The organism is Fusobacterium ulcerans ATCC 49185 (genome assembly GCF_900683735.1).
GTDB lineage: Bacteria > Fusobacteriota > Fusobacteriia > Fusobacteriales > Fusobacteriaceae > Fusobacterium_A > Fusobacterium_A ulcerans_A.
Window position 1 is genome coordinate 2728324 of sequence record NZ_LR215979.1, and the last position, 22265, is coordinate 2750588.

Genomic DNA, 22265 nt, shown 5'->3' on the forward strand with positions numbered 1-22265 from the left:
TAGAATACTTTTCCCTTTTTAATTCTTATTTAAAATTTTCTTTACTTCTTGTGTCTTATTTTTCTTTGTTATTAAAAGGTCTTTATCTTTTTTCACTATTACTAAATTCTCTATCCCCAATAATGATATATTCAAGTCATCTGATATTACTATATTGTTTTTTGAATCCAATTCTCTTATCTCTTTTCCTCTTACTACATTTCCATTTTCATCTTTTTCAAATATTTCATCAAAAGCATTAAAGCTTCCTATATCATTCCAGTCTATATCTACTGGTATTACTCTGATATTTTTTGAATATTCCATTATTCCAAAATCTATTGATATCTTTTCAAATTTATCAAAATATTTCTTTACTTTATTGCTAAGTTCTTCACCTGTTAAATCTTTTTTTAATTCTTCTTTTATCTCTTTAAATACTGTTGAGTGTTCCTCCATCAATACTTCAAAATTCTTAAATATAGTATCTGTTGTAAATATAAACATTCCGCTATTCCAAAGATATTTACCACTTGCCAAATAGCTTTCAGCTAATTCCTGACTTGGCTTTTCTCTAAATCTCTTTACTTTACATATAGAATTAAGTTCTATTTCATCATCTTTTACTTCTATATACCCATATCCTATTTCTGGTTTATTTGGTTTTATTCCTAAAGTAACTATCATTCCATTTTCTGATGCTTCCTTTGCTGCAATTAGTATAACTTTTCTAAATTCTTCCTCTTCTTTAATTAAATGATCCGAAGCCAATACTACTACTTCTAGTTTTTCTCCATCTTTTAATCTATTTTTAAATCTATTTTCTATTATTAAAGATGAATATCCTATTGCTGCTGCTGTATCTTTAAAAGCTGGCTCTATGATAATATTTTCTTTAGGAATATCGCTTAATTCTTTTTCTATCTCTTTTGCCTGTATGATATTTGTCGCTATAAATATATTTTCTGCATTTATTATAGGAAGTATCCTGTCAACAGTTTCTCTTATCATAGTTTTATCTGAAAATATTTTTAGAAGTTGCTTCGGCCTTTCTGGTGTTGATAATGGCCAGAACCTCTCTCCACTTCCTCCTGCCATAATAATTGCTGTTAACATTATTCTTTCCCTCCTACTTCAAAAGTGATTCCATATACTCTTTTAAATTATTTAATATATTTTCTAATTTTTCATCTGATTCTTTCTTGTTCTTTCCTCTAGTATAGATGTAATATTTTATCTTTGGTTCTGTTCCTGATGGTCTTACTGTTATGTATGTTTCATCTTCTAAAATATATTGAATAACATCTGACTCTGGAAGAAATAACTCTGATTCTGAATCATTTAAATAATTCTTTTCTTTTTTCAACTTATAGTCTCTTACAATATTTATCTTTTTATCTAAAAGAACTTTTAAATCTCTTTTTCTAAGCTCTTCCATCATCTTTTTTATTTCTTCTATTCCTTGCATTCCTTCTCTTGTTACAGAATATGTTATTTCACTATACCAACCATATTTATCATAAAGTTTTTCTAATTCTTTTATTGGAGATGTCCCTATACTTTCAAAGTATGCTGTCATTTCAGTTAAAAGCATTACTCCAAGTATTCCATCTTTATCTCTTACATAAGTTCCTTTTAGATATCCAATAGATTCTTCCATTCCAAATACAAAAGAATTCTCATATTTTCCCTCTTCAAATTCTCTTATCTTTTCTCCTATATATTTGAATCCTGTAAGAGTCCTAAATACTTTTAAATTTCTCTCTTTGGCTATTTTATCTAATATCGGAGTAGAAACTATTGTTGTAACTACTGCTCCATTTTTAGGTATATCTTTTTTATTATCTAAAATATATTTTAAAAGAAGCATTCCTATCTGGTTTCCATTAAGATATATCCATTCATTATTTTCTTTTACCATCATTCCAGTTCTATCTGCATCTGGATCATTTGATAAACATACTTTAGCTCCTATTTCATCAGCTAACTTTATTGAAAGATCAAATACCTTTTTTTCTTCTGGATTAGCATATGAACAAGTTGGAAATTCTCCATCTGGTTTCTCTTGTGCTTCAACTATGTATACATTTTTATATCCCAATTCATTAAGCAATCTTTTTATTGGCCTTCCACCTGTTCCATGAAGAGGTGAATATACTAATTTAAAATTTTCTTTATTAGGTAAATCTTTTAGAACAGATTCTTTCTTTACATTTTCTAAATATTTTTCACCTAATTCATCATTTAAAATATTTAATAAACCTAGTTTTTCAGCTTCTTCTTGAGTTATTAGCTTCACTCCTTCAAATTCATCTGTTTTATTTACTTCTTCAATTATTCCAGAAGCTTGAGGCTCTACTAATTGTCCTCCATCTTCCCAATATACTTTATATCCATTATATTCCTTGGGATTATGTGAAGCAGTTATCATTATTCCAGTCTGACATCCTAATTCTCTTACAGAAAATGAAAGTTCTGGAGTACTTCTTAATGAAGAAAATAGATATGTTTTTATTCCATTAGCGCATAAAACTAATGCTGAATTTAAAGCAAATTCATATGAATTAATGCGACAGTCATATGCAATTACAACACCTCTATTCTTTCCAACATCTCTATTTGAATTAATTAAGTAGTTTGAAAGTCCTTGAGTAGCTTTTCTAATCATATATATGTTCATACGATTAGTTCCCATACCCATTATTCCTCTCATTCCACCTGTTCCAAATTCAAGATATTTATGGAAACTTTCTTTTTGTTTTTCTTTAGTTAATTCTCTTATTTCTGTTTTTTCATATTTATTAATGTATCTTGAGTTTAACCATTTTTTATATTTCTGTTCTATAATATATCTTTTAGCATCCATACTCCATATCCTATTTTTTGTAATATTCCTTTATTTTTTCACAAATAAACAATACTTGTTCATTTGTAAGTTGAACTGCTGAAGGTAACCATAAACCTTTTTTCCCTACTTCTTCAGCTATTGGATAAGTTTCTTTTTTTCTATCAAATACAGGTTCCAAATGGAGAGCTGGATAAAATTCTCTTGTTCCTATATTGTTTTCTTTTAAATAACTTTTTAATCCTTCTCTATCTTCTACTAAAATATCAAAAAACCAAGGAGCTGTATCCTCTAAATTAGTTGGAATTAATTCTATTTCATTTATATCTTTTAATAAATCAAAATATAACTTTCCTATTTCTTTTTTTCTTTTTACTCTCTGGTCCAATTTTTTCATTTGTTCTATTCCTATTACAGCTTGTAAATCAGAAAATTTAAAGTTCCATCCTTGAGTTAAATAATGATCCGCTCCTGGTTTTTCTCTTCCAAAATCTCTTGCTTTTCCTATTCTTTCAGCTAATATAGAGTTATTTGTTACTAATGCTCCTCCCTGCCCTGTAGTAATTATTTTAGGCATTGAAAATGAAAAGCTTCCTATATCTCCATAAGTTCCTAAATGTTTCCCATTGTATTTAGAACCTAAAGATTGTGCAGCATCTTCAATTAACCAAATATTTTTATCTTTGCAATATTTTACAAATTCTTCTATATTTTCTGGATATCTTCCATTTATAGTTACTAACATTACAGCTTTTGTTTTATCTGAAATAGCCTCTTTCATTTTTGTAAAATCCATACATAAACTTTTTTTATCTATATCTACAAATTTTACTTCTGCTCCTAATATTACAGCAGAGTTTGCAGTAGCAACCATTGTAAAATCCGGAACAATGACTTCATCTCCTGCTCTCACTCCACAAGCCCATAAAGCTGTTGTTAAACTAACTGTTCCATTTGATGTTATATAACAATATTCTGCTCCTGTATAATTTTTTATCATTTCTGCAAATTCTTTAGTTTTTTTAAATTCTGTAAGCCATGCTCCTGATTCCATATATTCATTTACTGCTCTTTTTTCTTCTATTTCTATCAATGGTTCCATTTGATTAATAAATTCCATTCTATTCTCCTCTAAGATAATTTTTATATTCTTTTTCACCATTTAATATATTTTCTTTATTCCTTTCTTTTATTTTTTTGCATGGACTTCCAATATAAATTCCCCATTCATCCAAATCTCTATTCACCAATGTCATTGCTCCTGTCCCACTTCCTTCTTTTAAAATAACATTAGGCATAATTACTGAATTAGTTCCTACTATCACATGCTTCTTAATAATTACTGTTCCTATTTTACAATTAGGTCTAAACTTTATTGGGATAGTTGGGTTTGTAAAAGGTCCAGAAATAAAATCATCACTTGAACAAATTATTCTTGTCCCTGCTGAAATAGCAGAAAAATCTTCCATTATAAAGTCAGAACTTTTTCCACCAATTACAGAACAAAAAGGTGCTATATGTATATTGTTTCCTATTTTCATTTTAGTAGTAAAATAGCAGAATTCATCAATTATTACATTATCTCCTATTTCTATTTCTTCAGGATATCTAAAATATACATTTTTTCCTATTTCTACATTTTTTCCTATTTTTTTAAATTTATATTCAACATCTGTATATCCCATTTAAAATCTCCTTCTATCTATTTCAGCCCCTAAATATGGTCCATTTTTTATCTCTAAAACTTTTGTTCCTTCTTCTAAAACTTTATATCCATGACCACTTTCTAACAGTATTAATATATCTCCTTCATTTACTCTTATTGTTTCTATTAGACTTTTTTCCAAATCATAAATTTCAGCTTCAATCTTTCCTGTTATTATATACAAAACTTCTTGCGTTCTTCTAACTTCTCTGATAACCTCATTATGAATATGTTTTAATAATTCCTTTCCATTATTATAATTCCAAGAACCAACTTGAATATATTCACTATCATTTGAAAAAAAACTCAGTCCTTCTTTTATTTCATCACCTGTAATATGTCTAGCTAATATTTTATTATTTTTCCTTATTTCTTTTATCATTAATTTCCTCACTTCTATTAGTAATTCTTTAAATACCATTCTATGGTTTCTTTTATTCCTTTTTCAAAGTTTCTTTCTGGCTTCCAATCTAATAATTTTTCTCCTTTCGAACCATCTACAGTTTTATAAGGTGCTCCATCTGGTTTTGAAGGATCTAATTTTATTTCACCAGTATATCCTACATATTTTTTTATCATTTCAGCCATTTCAATTATACTTATTCCTTTTGCTATCCCTATATTTATCGGTTCTATATGTGAAGAAATATCAATAGCCCTAACCATAGCTTCAGCACCATCATCTATGTGTAACCATTCTCTAACTGGGGTTCCTGTTCCCCATACTTCTACATAAGGAGCATTTTCATTTTTAGCTTTTACAAATTTCATTATCAAAGCTCCTAAAGCATGAGATCTTTCAGCTTCAAAATGATCTTCTGGTCCATACATATTAGACAAAATTAAATTAATTACATCTAAGCCATATTGTTTATTATATCCCCATGATCCTATCCATGAAGCTTTTCTTACAAATCCATATACCATAACTGATTCATGCAATGGTCCATCCCAAAATTCATTTTCCTTAAATAAAGTTGCTTCTGCTGGATATGCACAATTAGATATTGGATTAACTAATCTTTTTACCTTATATTTTTTACACGCTTCTAATAAGTTTATTGTCATTAACAAATTGTTTGTAAATAATTCAGCTGTATGTTTATATCCAAATTGTATTCCTCCTACATATGCAGCACAATTTATAACATACTCTGGTTTTATTTCTTCAAATAACTTAAAAACTTCTTCTTTATTTCTTAAGTCAACTCCCAAACTTAAAGAAGTTTTTATAAAATTTTTCTTCTTTTCTTTTAATAATTTACAGACTCTTTTTCCTAAAAATCCAGTAGCTCCTGTTACTAATATCATGTTTTCTCCTACTTATATTCTTTTCTATAATTATAATCTCTTTCTACAAATTCAATATCATGTTTTACCATTATTTTTACTAAATCCTTAAATGATGTTTTTCTTGGATTCCACCCTAATACTGTTCTCGCTTTTGTTGGATCTCCAAGTAATGTTTCTACCTCTGATGGTCTAAAATATCTTGGATCTACTTCTATTACTACTTCACCTGTTCCTTCATTTATACCTTTCTCAGAAATTCCTTCTCCTTCCCATTTTATTTTTATTCCTACTTCTTCAAATGCTAATTCACAAAATTCTTTAACTGAATGTTGTTCTCCTGTTGCTATTACATAATCATCTGGTTTATCTTGCTGCATTATAAGCCACATGCATTCCACATAATCTTTTGCATAACCCCAATCTCTTAAAGCTTCAAGATTCCCTAAATATAATTTTTTCTGATATCCTTTTGCTATTCTTGCTGCTGCTAATGTTATTTTTCTAGTTACAAATGATTCTCCTCTTCTTTCTGATTCATGATTAAACAATATTCCGTTTACTGCAAATATTCCATATGCATCTCTGTAGTTTTTAGTTATCCAATATCCATATTGCTTTGCTACTGCATATGGTGATGTCGGATAAAATGGTGTTGTTTCTTTTTGAGGAATTTCTTGAACTTTACCAAATAATTCTGATGTTGATGCTTGATATATTCTACAAGTTCTTTCCATTCCTAAGAATCTTACTGCTTCTAGTATTCTTAAAGTTCCTATTGCATCTGCATCTGCTGTATATTCAGGTACTTCAAATGATACTTGAACATGAGATTGTGCTGCAAGATTATATATTTCTGTTGGTTTTATTTCTCTTATTAATCTTGTTATACTCATAGAATCTGTCATATCAGCATAATGAAGATAAAACTTTCTTTTTTTATGCATATCTTCTATTAAATCATTCATATATAAGTGCTCTATTCTTTCTGTATTAAATGAAGAACTTCTCCTTATTAATCCATGCACTTCATATTCTTTTTCTAACAATAACTCCGCAAGATAAGATCCATCTTGTCCTGTTATTCCAGTTATCAATGCTATTTTTTCCATTTTTTTTCACCTTTTTTTAATATTTTCATTATTAAATATTTTCCCCATATATATATATATCTAATATTTTTTTCTGTTTTACTATAAATACCATTTATATATCCAACTTCCAAATCCTCTAATGATGTATTTAAAAAATTGGTATTTGAAATACCTTCAAGACTAAAATTAGTTAATATTCTTTCTATAAATTTACATCTTACATTTTGATTTTTTAGTCTTAGTAATAAATCACTATCTGCTGCTATTTTGTATTTTTCATTAAAAGTTCCATATTTTTTATATGTTTCTTTTTTTAAAAAAATTGTTGGAGCTTGTCCTCTACCATAACTATTATAATCCCCAATTATTTTTTGGTAACTATCTTTGTTAACTGTTCTTAAAATTCCATAAACCATTTCTAATTCTTTATCTTTTTCAAATTCATTAGCTACTATTTCTAAAGTTTCTTTTTCATACCAATCATCTGAACCAATTATTCCTATAATATCTCCATTTGATATTTTTATTCCTTTATTCATCGCATTAAATATCCCAGAGTCTTCTTCACTAATCCATTTGTATTGAAACCTTTTTTCTTTGAATTTTTTTGCATAGCTTTTTATTATTTCTATTGATTTATCTGTAGATTTTCCATCAATAATAATATACTCGATATTATTATATGTTTGCTCTAAAATACTTTCTATTGTCTTTGATAATGTCTTTTCACCATTATAATTGGTTGTAATTATTGAAAACTTCATTAATTCTTCTTCTCCTTCTTAATATTTTTCAATTTAAGTGTTCTTTATTTTTTAAAATTATGTAAATAAATTTATATAGTTTTAACTTCATTAAAATTACTGCTATTTTATGTTTTAAAGGTAAATATAAAGTAAAAATAAATTTTATCTCATTTATGTCTTCTTTACTATAATAGTTAAATTTAAGCATGTAATTTATTTTATAAATTTTCATTCTAATATAAATTCCTTCTAAACTTAATTTATATTTTTCATAAAAATTGTGGTTTTTATAAAATAATTTTAAATTATTATTTAAATCTAAAATCGCTTTTTCTATGTAAGGATTATAAACCTTCCCTTTAGTTATTGAGCCTTCTCTTTGAATATAATTATAAAATGCTTTATTCACTATTGAAACTTTTCTAGTATATAGAATGTATTTAGAATTAAATCCTAAATCATCAAAAAATGCTTTATTTATAAAAAAAATATTATTATTTATTATTATTTCTTTTTTATAAATTTTATTACAAGAGATAGCAAAAATCTCATCATGTCTTAATAAAAAATTATGCACTAATTCACCTTTAAATAAGGTGTAATTTAACTTAGGAATTTTTATTTTATTTGAATATATTTTCCTAAAATTACAAATACACATATCTGAATTTTCTCTTATCATTTTATCAAGCATCTCTTCATACATTTCTTCATCAACATAATCATCGCCATCAACAAAAGTGATATATTCACCTTTAGAATGATTTATCCCATAATTTCTTGCTGAACTAAGACCACCATTTTCTTTATTTAATAACTTTAAATTTTTATATTCTTTTTCATATTTTTCCATTATTTCTTTTGTATTGTCTGTTGAACCATCATTCACAACCAATATTTCTAAATTTTTATAAGTCTGATTTACTAAAGAATTTATACATTTTTCTATATATTTTTCTACATTATATGCTGCTACAATAACACTTAACATTTTTCTCCCTCTTTAAATTTATCTATTAATACATAAACCAATGACATATAAATAACTATATCATTGTCATAACCTAAATATTGTAGAGAAATAACTGCATAAAATGGAACTAATAACAATAAAGAATCCCATTTAAAAGTTTTCACTACTTTCTTTATGAATAAAAAATGAAATAGTATATATATTACTCCAATAATTATTCCTTGTTCTAAAAAAGTATTAAATATAAAATTATGCATATTTCCATCAGGATATCCGCCATAATATAATAAAAATTTTTGTGTGTTTCCAATTCCAATTCCCTCTAAAAAATCAGTTTTATCAAAATATTTAAAAAAAATAATCCAATTGATTATTCTACTAACTCCACCATCATTTTTCAGAGATAAATATTTTTCTAAATTATTAAAATCTATTCTCAAAAATTTTTCAAATATTAAATTTATATTAAATAACAAAGTAAAAAATAATCCTAGAAAGACACTTACCAATATTTTCTTATTTTTTTTATATTTTTTTATTATTGTCAAAAAAATTTGAAGGACAATATAAAGTAACAAAGCTAAATATCCTGTTCTAGAAATTAATAATAAACAGTTAAAAATTATTAAAATATAAAAAAATAATCTTTTATATATTTTTATAAATATAAAACATAAATATTATTTCTAAAAATAATATTTTAGTTGACCATATGTTTTTATTTTCAGCAGCAAATAAAAATGGAACTTGATCTATATCTACCAAATATGCTTCACTAGAATTATTTATTTGAAAAAAATAGAATAAATTAATATCTTTCAAATAATAAACAATTAAAATTTGTATAAATATTAATATTATCAATATTTTTATTAAAATTATTATTTTTTTAATATCATATTTTCTTTTTAGAATTAAAAAAGATAATAAAAATCCAAAATTAACAGTTAATTTTAAAATATATTGAAAATTAATAAAATCATTAGAAAATAAAATATAATTTCCTATTGAAAAAATTAATAATAGCGTTATTAAAATACATTCTTTTTTTATTTTCTTCATATTTGGAAAATTTATAATCATAAGAAAAATAAAACTTACCATGATAAAAGGATATATTTTAATTTTTAAAAATATACTTATCAATAAAAATAAATATAAATAATTCTCTAATTTTAAATTCAAGACTTAGACTCCCTTGCATAATAATTTATTGATTATTTTTAACAATTATCCTTTCTTAATTTTCTGCCTATTCATAGTTCTTTAATACTTTCTAAAATTTATCTATAGGGATATTTTAAAAACTTTAAACAACTTTTTTTCTATTCCTTTGAATAATACATTTACTTCCATAATCTTTGAGTATATTTTTTAAAAGATTGATGCTTTTTATCCTTTTCTGACAAAACTATATCCTCTTCTTTTAATCCATGTTTTTCAAAATTCCAATTAATATCTATATCTTTATCATTCCACATTATTCCAGAATCATATTCAGGGTGGTATAAGTCTGTACACTTATATTGAAATTCTGTTTCATCTTCTAAAGTAAGAAATCCATGGGCAAATCCTTTTGGTATGAAAAACATTTTCTTGTTTTCTGCACTTAATTCTATTCCATGCCATTTTCCAAATGTACTGCTGTTTTTTCTAATATCGACTGCTACATCATATACAGAACCTTCTATCACTCTTACAAGCTTTCCTTGAGAATGTTTAGTTTGAAAATGAAGCCCTCTAAGTACACCTTTTTTAGATTTAGAATGATTATCTTGCACAAACTCTTCGAATATCCCAATTTCTTCAAATTCTTTTTTGTTGTATGTTTCTAGAAAAAATCCTCTTTCATCACCAAATACAGTTGGCTCTAATATGTATAAACCTTCTATTCCTGTTTCTATCTTTTTAAATTTACTCATATCTTCCCCTTTATTTATCTGATAAGATCCATCAAGTATTCTCCATATTTAGATTTAAGCAATGGTTTTGCTAATTCACATACTTTTTCTTTTGTTATCCACCCATTTCTATATGCAATTTCTTCAAGACAGGCTACCATTACCCCCTGTCTGCTTTGAATTGTTTTTACATAGTTTGCTGCTTCTAAAAGTGCTTCATGTGTTCCTGTATCAAGCCATGCCATTCCTCTTCCTAAACTTGTTACATTTAGAGTTCCTTCATTAAGATACATTTCATTTAGTGTTGTTATTTCAAGTTCTCCTCTTTTTGAAGGTTTTACTTTCTTAGCTTTTTCTACTACTGTATTATCATAAAAATACAATCCAGGTACTGCATAATTAGATTTTGGATTCTCTGGCTTTTCCTCCAATGATACTGCTCTGTTATTTTCATCAAATTCTACTACTCCAAAATCTCTAGGATTTTGTACATAATATCCAAATATTGTTGCTCCTTTTTTCCTTGCTTCAGCTTCCTTAAGCATTCCTGTAAAGCCATGACCATAAAATATATTATCTCCAAGAACTAAAGCACATGAATCATTTCCAATAAAGTTTTCTCCTATCAAGAATGCTTCTGCTAAGCCATTAGGTTGTTCCTGTACTGCATAACTTAGAGATATCCCAAAATCAACCCCAGTCTGTAATAACTCTTCAAACATAGGGAGGTCTCTTGGAGTAGAAATAACCATAATATCTTTTATTCCAGCTAACATTAAAACTGATAGAGGATAATAGATCATTGGCTTATCATATATTGGTGTTATCTGTTTTGATATTGATTTTGTTATTGGATAAAGTCTTGTTCCACTTCCTCCTGCTAATATTATTCCTTTCATTTATTAACATCCCCATATTTATATTTTCCTATTTTATAACCCAACCATCTAGCTCCAATATCAAATGGTAGGTATATTAATTCAAATATTTTTTTTCTTTTTATTAATTCTTTTATTAAATACATCAATAATTTCTTCCCTTCATTCTCTGTTTTTGAGAAATCTATTTCTTTTTCAAATAACTTTTCAAATTTTCCTATATCTCCATATCTTTTATAAGAATCTTTTAAAGATAATTGGTGTGAATGCCATATTTTGCTTTCAGCTATATAAATAAATGATTTTCCACTTTTTATTATTTTAGAAGCTAAGTATACATCTTCATTTGTTGGAGTAAAAAAATCATATCCCCCTAACTTTAAAAACTCTTCTTTTAGTATTGCTGAGGAAGCATCACTGTAGAATATATTTTTTCTTCCATTAATATTTTCATTTTGTTTGTTACAAATTCTATTTTCATCTGGATAATTAAATCTTCTAATAATTTTTTCTGTTTCAGAATGTTCCTCATATGCTATTTGCTTTGAAAAAGAAGCAATAATATTTTCATTTAAAGGATTAACTAATTCTCTTAACCAATTATTATCATAAGGTAATATATCTTGTGTTATAAAGACTAATATATCTCCCTCAGCTATTAATGCTCCTCTATGTCTTGTTTTAGCATGATTAAACTTTTTAACTTCTAAAACTTTATCAAATAACTCCTTTGATATTTCTAAACTTTTATCTTTGGAATGACTTATTAATGCTATTAATTCAATAGAAAAATTACCTTTTTGTTCTTTTAGTTTTTCTACTAGTTTTTTTAAATATTTTTCTCCATTGTATATGGGAACTATTATTGAAATTTTCTCATTTTTCATCAATATGCCCCCTTTTTTCCAATAACATTCTTTATTGTTTTCACTGTTATTATTATATCCAGCCACAATGACCAGTTTCTTATATAGTAAAGATCCAGCGCTATTCTTTCATCATAGTTCTCAACATCTGACCTTCCATTTGCCTGCCACATTCCTGTTATTCCTGGTTTTACTCCAAATATCTTTTTGCTATTTTCTTCCCCATAATATAAATCTACTTCTTTTTGTACTACTGGTCTTGGACCTACAAATGACATTTCTCCTCTTATTACATTTATAAACTGAGGAAATTCATCTAATGATGTCTTTCTTAAAAACTTTCCCACCTCTGTTATTCTTGGATCATCTTTTAACTTAAAGTTCTTATAGAACTCCTCTTTTAGTTTTTTATCTTTAGATAGTATCTCTTCCAATCTTTTCTCTGCATCAGTATACATAGTTCTAAACTTATACATCTTAAAAGTCTTTAGATATTGCCCTATCCTTGTATGGAAAAATATTGCTTTTCCACCATCCTTTTTTATCTTTGGAGCATATATTAAATAGAGCATTCCTAAAACTATGCACCCTACTGTTCCTGTCGCTATATCAAAGCTTCTTTTTAAAAACTTATTAGTTCTTCTATTCATTCCATTGTATGAAGATACAAGCATTATTCCATCATAGTCTTCTATAGTTGCGTTAAAAGTATATGTTCCATTTAACTCTGGTGTAAATTTTATCTTATTTACTTTTCCATCCAATCTATTTATTATCTCTGACATCTGTTTATTATCTGCTAGTGGAAGAGCTATTATTACTTCATTTATTTTATTTTCTTCTATTACTCTTTCAATATCACAGCAGTTCCCCAGTATTTTTTCTTCTTCTACTTTTATACTTTGATTAACTCCCTCTAAAGAATTAGCTGATATATATCCCAGTAAGTTGTACATTGTAAAATTATTTTCTTTTATTACATGAGTTAATTCTCTAGCTGTATTTCCTACTCCTATAATAAGAAGCCTTTTTTCCAATGATTTTCTAAATATATTTCTTATAATTTTTATTATAATTAAGTTAAAGAAAGTAAATGTTATTCCGACTATCAGATGAACTGGTATATACTTGCTTCCCCAGAATGCTGCATCATTTATCAGCATTATTATGAGATATTCTGTATGTACAAAGAGCTGTTTCTTCAGTTCTTCCCATATGAGTATAGTTTTAAAGGAATACATATTCTTAGTAAGGTTTAATGCAAGATAGATAAAGAAAGTGTTATACATAATTCTGTCTGGAACTTTAAATATTTTATTTATTAAAAAATAGAATAAAAACTGTAATACTATCATTAAAATCTTTGAACTCTGTCTTTTCACTTTCCCCTTGCTCCTTGACTTTTATTTTAAGATGTTTCTTTTTTTATATTTTTTCATTTTATATATTTCTATTTTTTATTTTTCTTAATTTTATATATTTTGTAATATTTTTAATTTTAAATACACAATTAATAGTATTATTTAAAATAGATAGATTTCAACTTATATTATCTGACTTCTACCTCTTTTTTTCACTCTTTTCCAAAACTTAACTCTCATATTTTTTCTAATTTTCAAAATTTAGTATCAATTTTAAAGTTTTGTAAAAATTACTACTTTCACAAAATTGAAAAAAGTTCGCATTATTACAATAATGAGAACTTTTACACATCCAAAACTCAGCAAAGTCGTTTTAACATTTCTTAAAAATATCAACTTATGACTTTTTTTGGTATTGACAATATTCTGTTTTAGTAGTATTATTTCACTATACTGTTCTATAATTCTAAAAAGTTTCAAAAGAAATTTTCTTGAAGAGATTTCTACAGGGCGCTTTATTGTAATAAGGCGAACTTTCACGCTACTTGAACCCTTATTTTTTAAGGGGTCATTTTTTACCTCTCTATTTTAGAACTTTTTTATTTTTCTCCCTCTTGTATAATTTTTTCTTTTTTTATATTTCAATTATCAATTTTTTATATATTTCATCATACTTTATTTGTTTTTTTATATTTCTATTTTTTATTTATATATATACACACATTATTTAATTAATTTTATTAAAAAATTATTAATCAATAGCATTTTCCTTATATTTTTTCTTACAATTTTCTTTTTATTTTCATCATTTTTTCTCAGTTTAATGTTAAAACTAATTTATTTATACTCTTTTCTAAAAAATATAGCCCATTTCATTAGAATATATACTTTAAAAATTTTATAAATAAAAAAAGACCAGCTTATATTTCAAAACTGATCTCTCTATTATTTCTATTTTCTGTTTTCCTCTACATATATTCTTATTCTTTCTACAGCCTTTTCTAATTTAGATATATCCATTGTAAGTGATATTCTAAAATATTTTTCTGTTCCAAAAGATACCCCTGGAACTACTGCCACCTGCACTTTTTTCAGCATATCCATCGCAAAATCAAAAGAATTTAATTCTGAAATCCCTGAATACTCTGCAAATATATAGAAAGCTCCCTTAGGCTCAACTACATTAAATCCCAGCTCTGTTAAAGCATTTTTCATATATAAAGCTCTTTCTTTATATATATTCATCAGTTCGCTTCTGTCTTCAAACTTTTCCAATGCAACTTCTCCTGCTGCAATAGACAGTGCCATTGGAGAACTTAAAGTATACAAGGTAGTATTTAAAAAATTTCTTCTATATTCAAGTGGAAAAATAGTATACCCTATTCTCCATCCTGTCATTGAATGAGATTTTGAAAATCCATTTATTACAATTAGTTTATCTTTTATTCTGTCAAAAGAGCTGAAGGAATGAAAATCATAAAATACAAGCTCACTATATATCTCATCTGCTATCAGAAAAACATCTCTTTTCTCTACAAAGTCTGCCACTATATTCATCTCTTCAAGAGTCAGCACATTTCCTGTGGGGTTACATGGGTTGCTCAAAAGGATAGCTTTTGTTCTGTCAGAATAATTTTCTTCTAACAACTCTGCCGTTATTTTAAAATCTGTTTTTGTTATATCCATAAAAATAGTTTTGGCATAGCACAGATTTATCATTGGAGGGTATCCTGGATAAAAAGGTGCTGGTATCATTACTTCATCTTCTGGATTCAATATTGTTCTCAAACATGAAGACAAAGCTTCTGATGCTCCTACATTTATTATCACATTATCAGGTACATAGTTGGAACCATATTTTCTATTGTAATAATCAGCTACTAATGATCTAATTTTTTCTCCACCACCAGTAGGAGGATATCGCAGCTGATGTTCTGCTCCATATTGCAATGCCTCTGTTATCAGTTCTTTTGGGGAAGGAATATCTGGCTCTCCTATTGTCAGATCTATTGCATCTGAATATTTCCTTGATTCCTCATTGAGAGCTCTGATAAGGGAATATTGAAGTTTTGATACTTCTCTGTTTATCTCCATCTTTTCCTCCTATTTTCTCAAATCATCTACTAACTGTGTCTTTCCTAATGTTTTTTCATCTACATTTTTTATTATTCTGGCTGGGTTCCCTGTAACTACTGCTCCAGCTGGTACATCTTCAAGGACTACTGCCCCTGCTCCAACAACTGCTCCTGTTCCTATTCTTACTCCTTCTATGATTACAGCATTAGCTCCTACAAGAACACCATCTTCTATCACTACAGGTTTAGCTGAAGGAGGTTCTACTACTCCTGCAAGAACTGCTCCTGCTCCTATATGGCAGTTTTTTCCAACTGTTGCTCTTCCACCAAGAACTGCTCCCATATCTATCATAGTCCCATCTCCAATGATTGCTCCTATATTTATTACTGCTCCCATCATGATAACTGCATTATTTCCAATAGCTACTTTATCTCTTATTACTGCTCCTGGTTCTATTCTTGCATTTATGTTTCTATAGTCTAAAGTTGGTACTCCTGAATTTCTTCTGTCATTTTCAATATAATAATCTGTTATATCAGCTGTATATACTTCTAAGACTCTATTTATTTCATCTGATTCTCCAATCAAAATATATGAACCATTTCCTCTAAAGACTTGCGCTGTAGTTTCTAAATTCTCTATATTTCCATTTATATATGCTTTTACTGGGGTCCTTTTTTGTGAACTTTTTATAAAGGCTATTATCTCTTCTGCTGTATTTAAATTTGTCATCTTTCCTCCTAATTTTTAAAAATATCTTTCATAGTATATAGTCCAGCTTCTTTTCCAACAAGAAACCTAGCTGCTTTTAAAGCTCCCATGGCAAATATCTTTTTAGACATTGCTGTATGTTTTATCTCTATAATTTCATCTTCTCCACAGAAAAGAACTGAATGTTCTCCAACAATAGTTCCCCCTCTCAAAGAATGAATTCCTATCTCATTTCTCTCTCTTTTACTGTTTCCTTCTCTACCATACTGTTCTCTCATCTCTTCAGTACAGCTCCTTTCTATGGTTTCAACTAAAGTTTTAGCTGTGCCACTTGGAGAATCTACTTTTTTATTATGATGTTTTTCTATTACTTCTATATCATAATTTTCATAGAGTACTGGAACTATTCTTTCAAGAATATCGTTTAAAAGATTTACTCCTAAAGACATATTTGAAGATAGAAGTACAGGTATTTCCTTTACAGTTTCTTCTATTTTCCTCATTGTTTCATTTGAATATCCAGTAGTAGCTACAATCAGAGGAATTCTTTTATTCTTTGAATAATCTAAAAGAGCATCCAACCTTGAATAATGAGAAAAGTCTATTATTATATCTCCTGTTTCATCAGTTAATTCATCTGCAAAACCAGTTATCTTTATATCTTCATAACCTTCTGCTATTTCTTTAAGGAGTCTTCCCATTGCTCCAGTTCCATGTATTATTATTTCCATCCTGTCACCTCATGAGCTATTAAAATATCTGTAAGTTTTCTTCTATTTGCCTCCTCCATTACTCCTAGAGGAAGTCTGCAGTTCCCCACTTCATATCCAAGAAAGTTCATAGCTTCTTTTATTGGAGCTGGATTTGTTTCAAGAAAGAGAGCATTTACAAGATCATTATATTTCAGTTGTAATTCTCTAGCTTTTTTTACATCTCCCTTTAGAAATGAAACTGTCATATCATGACTTATATCAGGAATTATATTAGCTGATACAGAAATGACTCCCTTTCCTCCTAAGGAAAGAACTGGTACTACCATGTCATCATTTCCAGAATAGATATCAAGCTCTGGAACTTCTCTTGCTACCTCTGCAACATATGATATATTTCCACTGGCTTCTTTCAGAGCTGTAATATTTTCTATCTGTGCCAGTCTTTTCAAAAGCTGTATAGATAAATTTACCCCTGTTCTTGAAGGAACATTATACATTATTATAGGAATTTTAACTCCTTCTGCTATTGCTTTGTAGTGTTCATATATTCCGTTTTCATTTCCTTTGTTATAGTAAGGAGTAACTACTAAAAGTCCATCTACTCCTAATCTTTCTACTCTTTTGCTAAATTCTGCAGCATGTCTGGTATCATTTGACCCTGTTCCTGCTATTACAGGTATTCTATTATTTATTATATTGACTGTAAATTCTATTACTGAAATTTTTTCTTCGTCATTGAGAGTACTTCCTTCCCCAGTAGTCCCAGTTACTATTATTGCATCTGTATGATTTATAACATGAAATTCAAGTATTTCTCTAAGTCTTGAGTAATTTACCTCACCATTTTCATCAAAGGGAGTTATGAGGGCAACTCCCGATCCTGTGAATAATTCCATCTATTTCCTCCTAAGTTACATTCTTCTATATATTTCTCCATTTTCTTCAATAATCATATTTTTCCCTCTTCTTTATCAATAAAATTTCTTAATTATATTTTCTCTCTTATTCATCATTAAATTTCTCTATTATATTCCTCTGAAAAGTTCTGCTATCTGAACAGCATTTGTAGCTGCCCCTTTTCTTATATTATCAGCAACTACCCACAAATTTATCCCTTTTTCTGTGCTGAAATCTTTTCTCACTCTTCCTACCAGCACCTTGTCCTGTCCAGTAGCATCAGAAGCCAATGGATACTCATTTGAATTTACATCATCTACAAGCACCATTCCAGCAAAATTTCCCAAAGCCTCCTTCACTTCCTCAAGGTCAAAATCTCTTTCCAATTCTGCTGTAATAGAAACAGAATGTGAATTCATCACTGGAACTCTTACACAAGTCGCTGTTACAGGAAGATCTGGTATTCCCAATATCTTTCTTGTTTCATCTATCATTTTTATTTCTTCTTTTGTGTAGCCATTCTCTAAAAATTTATCTATGTGGGGAAGGCAGTTATTAACTATTGGATGAGGATAAGTCTTTGGTTCCTCTCCTCTAAGTCCATTTTCTAAATCTTCTACTCCTTTATGACCACTTCCTGATACAGCTTGATAAGTACAATAAATGACTCTTTTTAAACCATATTTTTCTTCTAATACTTTTAGAGGAAGCATGCACTGGATAGTTGAGCAATTAGGGTTTGCTATTATTCCATTATTTTTAAAGGCTGTCTCAGGATTTACTTCTGGTACTACCAAAGGAACTCCACTTTCCATTCTCCATGCAGATGAATTATCCACAACCAGCACTCCTTTTTCTGTTGCTATTGGAGCAAATTTCTTGCTTATATCTCCCCCAGCAGAAAATAGAGCTATGTCTATATCCCTATCAAAACTATTTTCTGTAAGTTCTTCCACTATATATTCTTTATTTTTAAATATCACTTTATTTCCTGCACTTCTTTTTGAGGCAAAAAGATAAAGTTCTGTTATATCAAGTTCTCTTTCTTCCAATACTTTTAAAAATGTTCTCCCTACTAATCCAGTAGCTCCCACTATAGCTATTTTCATTATTTCCTCCTAAAGTCCAAATTCTACAGCAGCTGATTCTACAGCTCTGTTTATTAAATTTCTGTCTACACTGCATGATATACTTATTTCAGAAGTAGTCACCTGATAGAATTCAACTCCAGCACTGCTTAATGCTGAGAAAAATCTTCCAGCTATTCCTGAATTATTTATCATTCCAATTCCCACAACTGATATCATTCCTAGATTATCCTGATACTCTATCTCAATTTCTGGATATCTGCTTCTTATCTGTTTCACTACCTGATCCAGCAGATATTTTTCTCCTAAAGTACAGCTGAATGATATATCTGCCTTTCTGTTTCTGCTTATATTTTGAGTAATCATATTTATATTCAGTCCGCAATTATTTATTGTTGAAAATATCTCTGCTATCTTCTCTGCTGAATAATCTATGTTTGAGATTGTTGTTACAATTATTTCATTTGCTATACTAAGCCCAGTTACTAATTTTTCTTCTAAAGCACTATCTTTTTCCATGATATATGTTCCTCCTGTTTCGCTTAAACTTCTTCCCACAAAAATTGGTATATTAAACTTTTTTCCTAATTCCACTGCTCTTGTTTCCATTACTCCTGCACCAAGGTGTGCCATCTCCATCATCTCCTCATATGAAATCTTATCCAGTAATTTTGCATCTTTATATCTTCTAGGGTCTACACTGTATATCCCTTCCACATCTGTATATATTCTGCATTCACATCCTAAAGCAGCTGCCAGAGCCACTGCACTTGTGTCTGATCCCCCTCTTCCCAGAGTTGTTATATCTCCATCTTCATTAACTCCCTGAAATCCAGTTACTATGACTACTTTTCCATCTTTCAGGTGACTCTCTATTCTCTCTACATCTATACTTTTTATCTTACTCTTTGTATGTATCCCCATAGTTTTTACATTTGCTTGAGAACCTGTAAGTGATACTGCCTTTTCTCCTTCAGCATTCAATGCTATAGCTAGAAGCGTCACTGTTTGTTGTTCCCCAGTTGACAAGAGAGAATCAAGCTCTCTCTGATCAGGATTTGAAGAAATTTCATTAGCCATCTTTATTAAAGCATCTGTTGTCTTTCCCATTGCTGAAGCAACAACAACGATTTCATCATATTTTTCCTTCTTCAGCTTACTGATATATCCAGAAATCGCTTTTATTTTTTCTATTGTTGCTACACTTGAACCACCATACTTTAATACTACTCTCATAAAAAAATCTCCTTTAAAAAATATTTTGTAATAAAAAAACCAGCAGATTGCAATCCGCTGGTCAGTATTCATCAAAAAAAAATTAAAATAAAAAATTATTAAAATTTTCCATTAGAAAAAAGACTCAACAGAAAGCACACCATTGGATACCCAATGACAGTTATATAGATATTATCTATATTCCCAAAATTGATTTGTCCGCCTCACAAGATCAAAATTTCGGCAATTTCCCCTTTTACTATACTTCATAGCTGGCTAGCTCCATATAATTACTTTTGTCAATTGCGCCTCAATCTGTTTATTTATTTATGAGAAATTCTACAATACAATTTAATAATTTAACAATTCAAAATATATATTTATAATATATATATATTATATTATTATTTTTTCTGAAATTGCTATATACTTCTTTAAATATGACTAAAATAATTTGATAGAGGTGCAGAGAACATTAGTAAGGATATTTAGTCTGGCAGACTGTGAGGTATTTTGAAAGGGAACTTTGCCGAAATAGAGATATTAGCCCTGATATTTCTGTTGGCAGTATGGAAAATATTTATACTGTTGTCATTGATTTTTATCAATGGAGTGCTGTCTGGAAATAGATTTTTTTTGATGTTTTTTGTTGTCAAAAATTTTTATCACAGCTCTCATGGCTGTGATTTTTTTATTACATAACTTGGAGGTTAGAAAATGGATTTACAAAATGTTTTTTTTGATGGTATAGAAGACTCAGAACAATGGCTCATAAATGTGAGAAGAGAGCTTCATGAACACCCCGAACTGGACTTTGATCTGCCAGAAACTACTGGTATAATATGCAGATATCTTGATGAAATTGGAATTCCATACAAGACAGGTATCGGAAAAAGCGGTATAGTTGCTGACCTTACAGGGAAAAACAGTAATATTACCATAGCATTGAGAGCTGATATTGATGCTCTCCCAATTCTTGAAAGTACAGGATGTGAGTATTCATCAAAAAATACTGGAAAAATGCATGCATGTGGCCATGATGTTCATACCTCTGTTCTTTTAGGTACTGCCAAAATTTTAGCTGATAAAAAAGAAGAACTTCCATGCAATGTAAGATTTATATTCCAGCCTGCTGAAGAAACTACTGGAGGAGCTGTCCCAATGATAGAAGATGGTGTCCTTGAAGGTGTAAATTGTATATTTGGACTCCATGTAGATCCTTCTACAGAATCAGGAAAAATAGCTGTTAAATATAGAGCAATGAATGCTTCAGCTACAGATGTAAATATAAAAATTACAGGAAAAAGCTGTCATGGAGCATACCCAAGTGGGGGAGTAGATGCAGTAGTTACAGCTGCTTATGTCATTACAGCACTACAGAGTATTGTGAGCAGAAATATTGATTCAAGAGATTCTCTTGTACTGACTTTTGGAACTATGCAAAGTGGTACAAAAGAAAATATTGTGGCTCAGGAGGCCTTCTGCTGTGGTACTATGAGAAGTCTTTCAAATTCTGTAAGAGATAAGGCTAAAAAAAGAGTAAATACCATAGTTGAAATGGTAAGTGCTGCTTATGAAGCTAGAGGAGAGGTTTTCTATCGTGACAGTTACAATGCTCTTATTAACCACAATGAGTATGTTGATATAGTTAAATCTAATGTGGAAAATATTCTTGGAGTAGATAAAGTAAGAGTAAAAGAACTTCCTGATATGGGAGTTGAGGACTTTGCATATTTCCTTGAAAAAATTCCTGGTGCTTTTTTTAATTTAGGTGTTGGAAACAGAGAGAAGAAAATCACTGCTCCTCTCCACAATGATAAATTCAATATTGATGAATCAGCTTTAATTATTGGAGTAAAAATGCAGATAGCTAATATTCTTTCAGCTTATGAAAAATTAAATAAATAGAAAAATTAATTTTATTAGA

General features: G+C 28.6%; 21 protein-coding genes and 2 riboswitches. Of the genes, 1 reads left to right on the forward strand and 20 read right to left on the reverse strand.

What is annotated here, in order from left to right:
- Positions 1-18: 18 nt before the first annotated feature.
- The 20 genes from E0E45_RS12160 to E0E45_RS12255 all read right to left on the reverse strand — a co-directional run bounded on the left by E0E45_RS12160 (position 19) and on the right by E0E45_RS12255 (position 20359).
- Positions 19-1095, reverse strand: coding sequence for a mannose-1-phosphate guanylyltransferase (locus E0E45_RS12160; protein ID WP_130891422.1), 1077 nt, complete (start codon positions 1093-1095; stop codon positions 19-21).
- Positions 1096-1108: 13 nt separating this feature from the next.
- The gene (locus E0E45_RS12165) at positions 1109-2845 is read right to left on the reverse strand and encodes a phospho-sugar mutase (protein ID WP_147391525.1); all 1737 of its coding nucleotides are present in this window, start codon (positions 2843-2845) and stop codon (positions 1109-1111) included.
- Between the two features lie 10 nt (positions 2846-2855).
- Positions 2856-3944, reverse strand: coding sequence for a DegT/DnrJ/EryC1/StrS family aminotransferase (locus E0E45_RS12170; protein ID WP_130891423.1), 1089 nt, complete (start codon positions 3942-3944; stop codon positions 2856-2858).
- Position 3945: 1 nt separating this feature from the next.
- Entirely contained in the window at positions 3946-4509 is a 564-nt protein-coding gene (locus E0E45_RS12175) for an acyltransferase (protein ID WP_130891424.1), read from the reverse strand.
- Positions 4510-4911 (reverse strand): hypothetical protein, encoded by a 402-nt coding sequence (locus E0E45_RS12180; RefSeq protein ID WP_197730058.1) that lies wholly within the window; start codon positions 4909-4911, stop codon positions 4510-4512. It lies immediately after the preceding gene.
- A gap of 17 nt (positions 4912-4928) precedes the next feature.
- Positions 4929-5840: an NAD-dependent epimerase/dehydratase family protein gene (locus E0E45_RS12185; protein ID WP_130891425.1), complete on the reverse strand. Its 912-nt coding sequence runs from the start codon at positions 5838-5840 to the stop codon at positions 4929-4931.
- Between the two features lie 8 nt (positions 5841-5848).
- Positions 5849-6931 (reverse strand): GDP-mannose 4,6-dehydratase, encoded by a 1083-nt coding sequence (gene gmd / locus E0E45_RS12190; protein WP_130891426.1) that lies wholly within the window; start codon positions 6929-6931, stop codon positions 5849-5851.
- On the reverse strand, positions 6919-7677 hold the full coding sequence (locus E0E45_RS12195; protein WP_130891427.1) for a glycosyltransferase family 2 protein: 759 nt from the start codon (positions 7675-7677) through the stop codon (positions 6919-6921). Before E0E45_RS12195 ends, gmd begins: the two co-directional genes overlap by 13 nt.
- A gap of 28 nt (positions 7678-7705) precedes the next feature.
- The gene (locus tag E0E45_RS12200) at positions 7706-8650 is read right to left on the reverse strand and encodes a glycosyltransferase family 2 protein (RefSeq protein WP_130891428.1); all 945 of its coding nucleotides are present in this window, start codon (positions 8648-8650) and stop codon (positions 7706-7708) included.
- The gene (locus E0E45_RS12205; protein ID WP_130891429.1) at positions 8644-9300 is read right to left on the reverse strand and encodes an O-antigen ligase family protein; all 657 of its coding nucleotides are present in this window, start codon (positions 9298-9300) and stop codon (positions 8644-8646) included. The genes E0E45_RS12200 and E0E45_RS12205 overlap by 7 nt, the downstream gene beginning before the upstream one ends.
- A gap of 678 nt (positions 9301-9978) precedes the next feature.
- Positions 9979-10554: a dTDP-4-dehydrorhamnose 3,5-epimerase gene (gene rfbC / locus E0E45_RS12210; RefSeq protein WP_130891430.1), complete on the reverse strand. Its 576-nt coding sequence runs from the start codon at positions 10552-10554 to the stop codon at positions 9979-9981.
- A 14-nt stretch (positions 10555-10568) separates the two neighbouring features.
- Positions 10569-11432, reverse strand: coding sequence for a glucose-1-phosphate thymidylyltransferase RfbA (gene rfbA, locus E0E45_RS12215; RefSeq protein ID WP_130891431.1), 864 nt, complete (start codon positions 11430-11432; stop codon positions 10569-10571).
- Positions 11429-12298, reverse strand: a complete 870-nt coding sequence (locus E0E45_RS12220) for a glycosyltransferase (protein ID WP_130891432.1) — start codon at positions 12296-12298, stop codon at positions 11429-11431. The genes rfbA and E0E45_RS12220 overlap by 4 nt, the downstream gene beginning before the upstream one ends.
- On the reverse strand, positions 12298-13659 hold the full coding sequence (locus tag E0E45_RS12225) for a sugar transferase (protein ID WP_130891433.1): 1362 nt from the start codon (positions 13657-13659) through the stop codon (positions 12298-12300). The genes E0E45_RS12220 and E0E45_RS12225 overlap by 1 nt, the downstream gene beginning before the upstream one ends.
- A gap of 930 nt (positions 13660-14589) precedes the next feature.
- On the reverse strand, positions 14590-15732 hold the full coding sequence (locus E0E45_RS12230; protein WP_130891434.1) for a pyridoxal phosphate-dependent aminotransferase: 1143 nt from the start codon (positions 15730-15732) through the stop codon (positions 14590-14592).
- Between the two features lie 9 nt (positions 15733-15741).
- Complete coding sequence (gene dapD, locus E0E45_RS12235; RefSeq protein WP_130891435.1) at positions 15742-16446, reverse strand: 2,3,4,5-tetrahydropyridine-2,6-dicarboxylate N-acetyltransferase; 705 nt, start codon at positions 16444-16446, stop codon at positions 15742-15744.
- Between the two features lie 8 nt (positions 16447-16454).
- Positions 16455-17156 carry a 4-hydroxy-tetrahydrodipicolinate reductase gene (gene dapB / locus E0E45_RS12240; protein ID WP_130891436.1) on the reverse strand — a complete coding sequence of 234 codons (702 nt, stop codon included), beginning with the start codon at positions 17154-17156 and terminating at the stop codon, positions 16455-16457.
- Positions 17147-18034 carry a 4-hydroxy-tetrahydrodipicolinate synthase gene (gene dapA / locus E0E45_RS12245; protein ID WP_130891437.1) on the reverse strand — a complete coding sequence of 296 codons (888 nt, stop codon included), beginning with the start codon at positions 18032-18034 and terminating at the stop codon, positions 17147-17149. Before dapA ends, dapB begins: the two co-directional genes overlap by 10 nt.
- Positions 18035-18163: 129 nt before the next feature.
- A complete protein-coding gene (locus tag E0E45_RS12250; RefSeq protein ID WP_130891438.1) occupies positions 18164-19144 on the reverse strand; it encodes an aspartate-semialdehyde dehydrogenase in 981 nt (326 codons plus the stop codon).
- Between the two features lie 9 nt (positions 19145-19153).
- Complete coding sequence (locus E0E45_RS12255) at positions 19154-20359, reverse strand: aspartate kinase (RefSeq protein WP_130891439.1); 1206 nt, start codon at positions 20357-20359, stop codon at positions 19154-19156.
- Between the two features lie 124 nt (positions 20360-20483).
- Positions 20484-20660: riboswitch (Lysine riboswitch) on the reverse strand.
- Between the two features lie 128 nt (positions 20661-20788).
- Positions 20789-20964, forward strand: a riboswitch (Lysine riboswitch).
- Between the two features lie 91 nt (positions 20965-21055).
- On the opposite strand from E0E45_RS12255, the gene E0E45_RS12260 reads away from it, so the two are divergent.
- Positions 21056-22246, forward strand: coding sequence for a M20 metallopeptidase family protein (locus E0E45_RS12260; RefSeq protein ID WP_130891440.1), 1191 nt, complete (start codon positions 21056-21058; stop codon positions 22244-22246).
- Positions 22247-22265: the final 19 nt, after the last annotated feature.

Excerpts from the sequence above, each read along its gene's own strand:
- E0E45_RS12160 (WP_130891422.1), bottom strand. The coding sequence starts at position 1,095 with ATGTTAACAGCAATTATTATGGCAGGAGGAAGTGGAGAGAGGTTCTGG.
- E0E45_RS12165 (WP_147391525.1), bottom strand. The coding sequence starts at position 2,845 with ATGGATGCTAAAAGATATATTATAGAACAGAAATATAAAAAATGGTTA.
- E0E45_RS12170 (WP_130891423.1), bottom strand. The coding sequence starts at position 3,944 with ATGGAATTTATTAATCAAATGGAACCATTGATAGAAATAGAAGAAAAA.
- E0E45_RS12175 (WP_130891424.1), bottom strand. The coding sequence starts at position 4,509 with ATGGGATATACAGATGTTGAATATAAATTTAAAAAAATAGGAAAAAAT.
- E0E45_RS12180 (WP_197730058.1), bottom strand. The coding sequence starts at position 4,911 with ATGATAAAAGAAATAAGGAAAAATAATAAAATATTAGCTAGACATATT.
- E0E45_RS12185 (WP_130891425.1), bottom strand. The coding sequence starts at position 5,840 with ATGATATTAGTAACAGGAGCTACTGGATTTTTAGGAAAAAGAGTCTGT.
- gmd (WP_130891426.1), bottom strand. The coding sequence starts at position 6,931 with ATGGAAAAAATAGCATTGATAACTGGAATAACAGGACAAGATGGATCT.
- E0E45_RS12195 (WP_130891427.1), bottom strand. The coding sequence starts at position 7,677 with ATGAAGTTTTCAATAATTACAACCAATTATAATGGTGAAAAGACATTA.
- E0E45_RS12200 (WP_130891428.1), bottom strand. The coding sequence starts at position 8,650 with ATGTTAAGTGTTATTGTAGCAGCATATAATGTAGAAAAATATATAGAA.
- rfbC (WP_130891430.1), bottom strand. The coding sequence starts at position 10,554 with ATGAGTAAATTTAAAAAGATAGAAACAGGAATAGAAGGTTTATACATA.
- rfbA (WP_130891431.1), bottom strand. The coding sequence starts at position 11,432 with ATGAAAGGAATAATATTAGCAGGAGGAAGTGGAACAAGACTTTATCCA.
- E0E45_RS12220 (WP_130891432.1), bottom strand. The coding sequence starts at position 12,298 with ATGAAAAATGAGAAAATTTCAATAATAGTTCCCATATACAATGGAGAA.
- E0E45_RS12230 (WP_130891434.1), bottom strand. The coding sequence starts at position 15,732 with ATGGAGATAAACAGAGAAGTATCAAAACTTCAATATTCCCTTATCAGA.
- dapD (WP_130891435.1), bottom strand. The coding sequence starts at position 16,446 with ATGACAAATTTAAATACAGCAGAAGAGATAATAGCCTTTATAAAAAGT.
- dapB (WP_130891436.1), bottom strand. The coding sequence starts at position 17,156 with ATGGAAATAATAATACATGGAACTGGAGCAATGGGAAGACTCCTTAAA.
- dapA (WP_130891437.1), bottom strand. The coding sequence starts at position 18,034 with ATGGAATTATTCACAGGATCGGGAGTTGCCCTCATAACTCCCTTTGAT.
- E0E45_RS12250 (WP_130891438.1), bottom strand. The coding sequence starts at position 19,144 with ATGAAAATAGCTATAGTGGGAGCTACTGGATTAGTAGGGAGAACATTT.
- E0E45_RS12255 (WP_130891439.1), bottom strand. The coding sequence starts at position 20,359 with ATGAGAGTAGTATTAAAGTATGGTGGTTCAAGTGTAGCAACAATAGAA.
- E0E45_RS12260 (WP_130891440.1), top strand. The coding sequence starts at position 21,056 with ATGGATTTACAAAATGTTTTTTTTGATGGTATAGAAGACTCAGAACAA.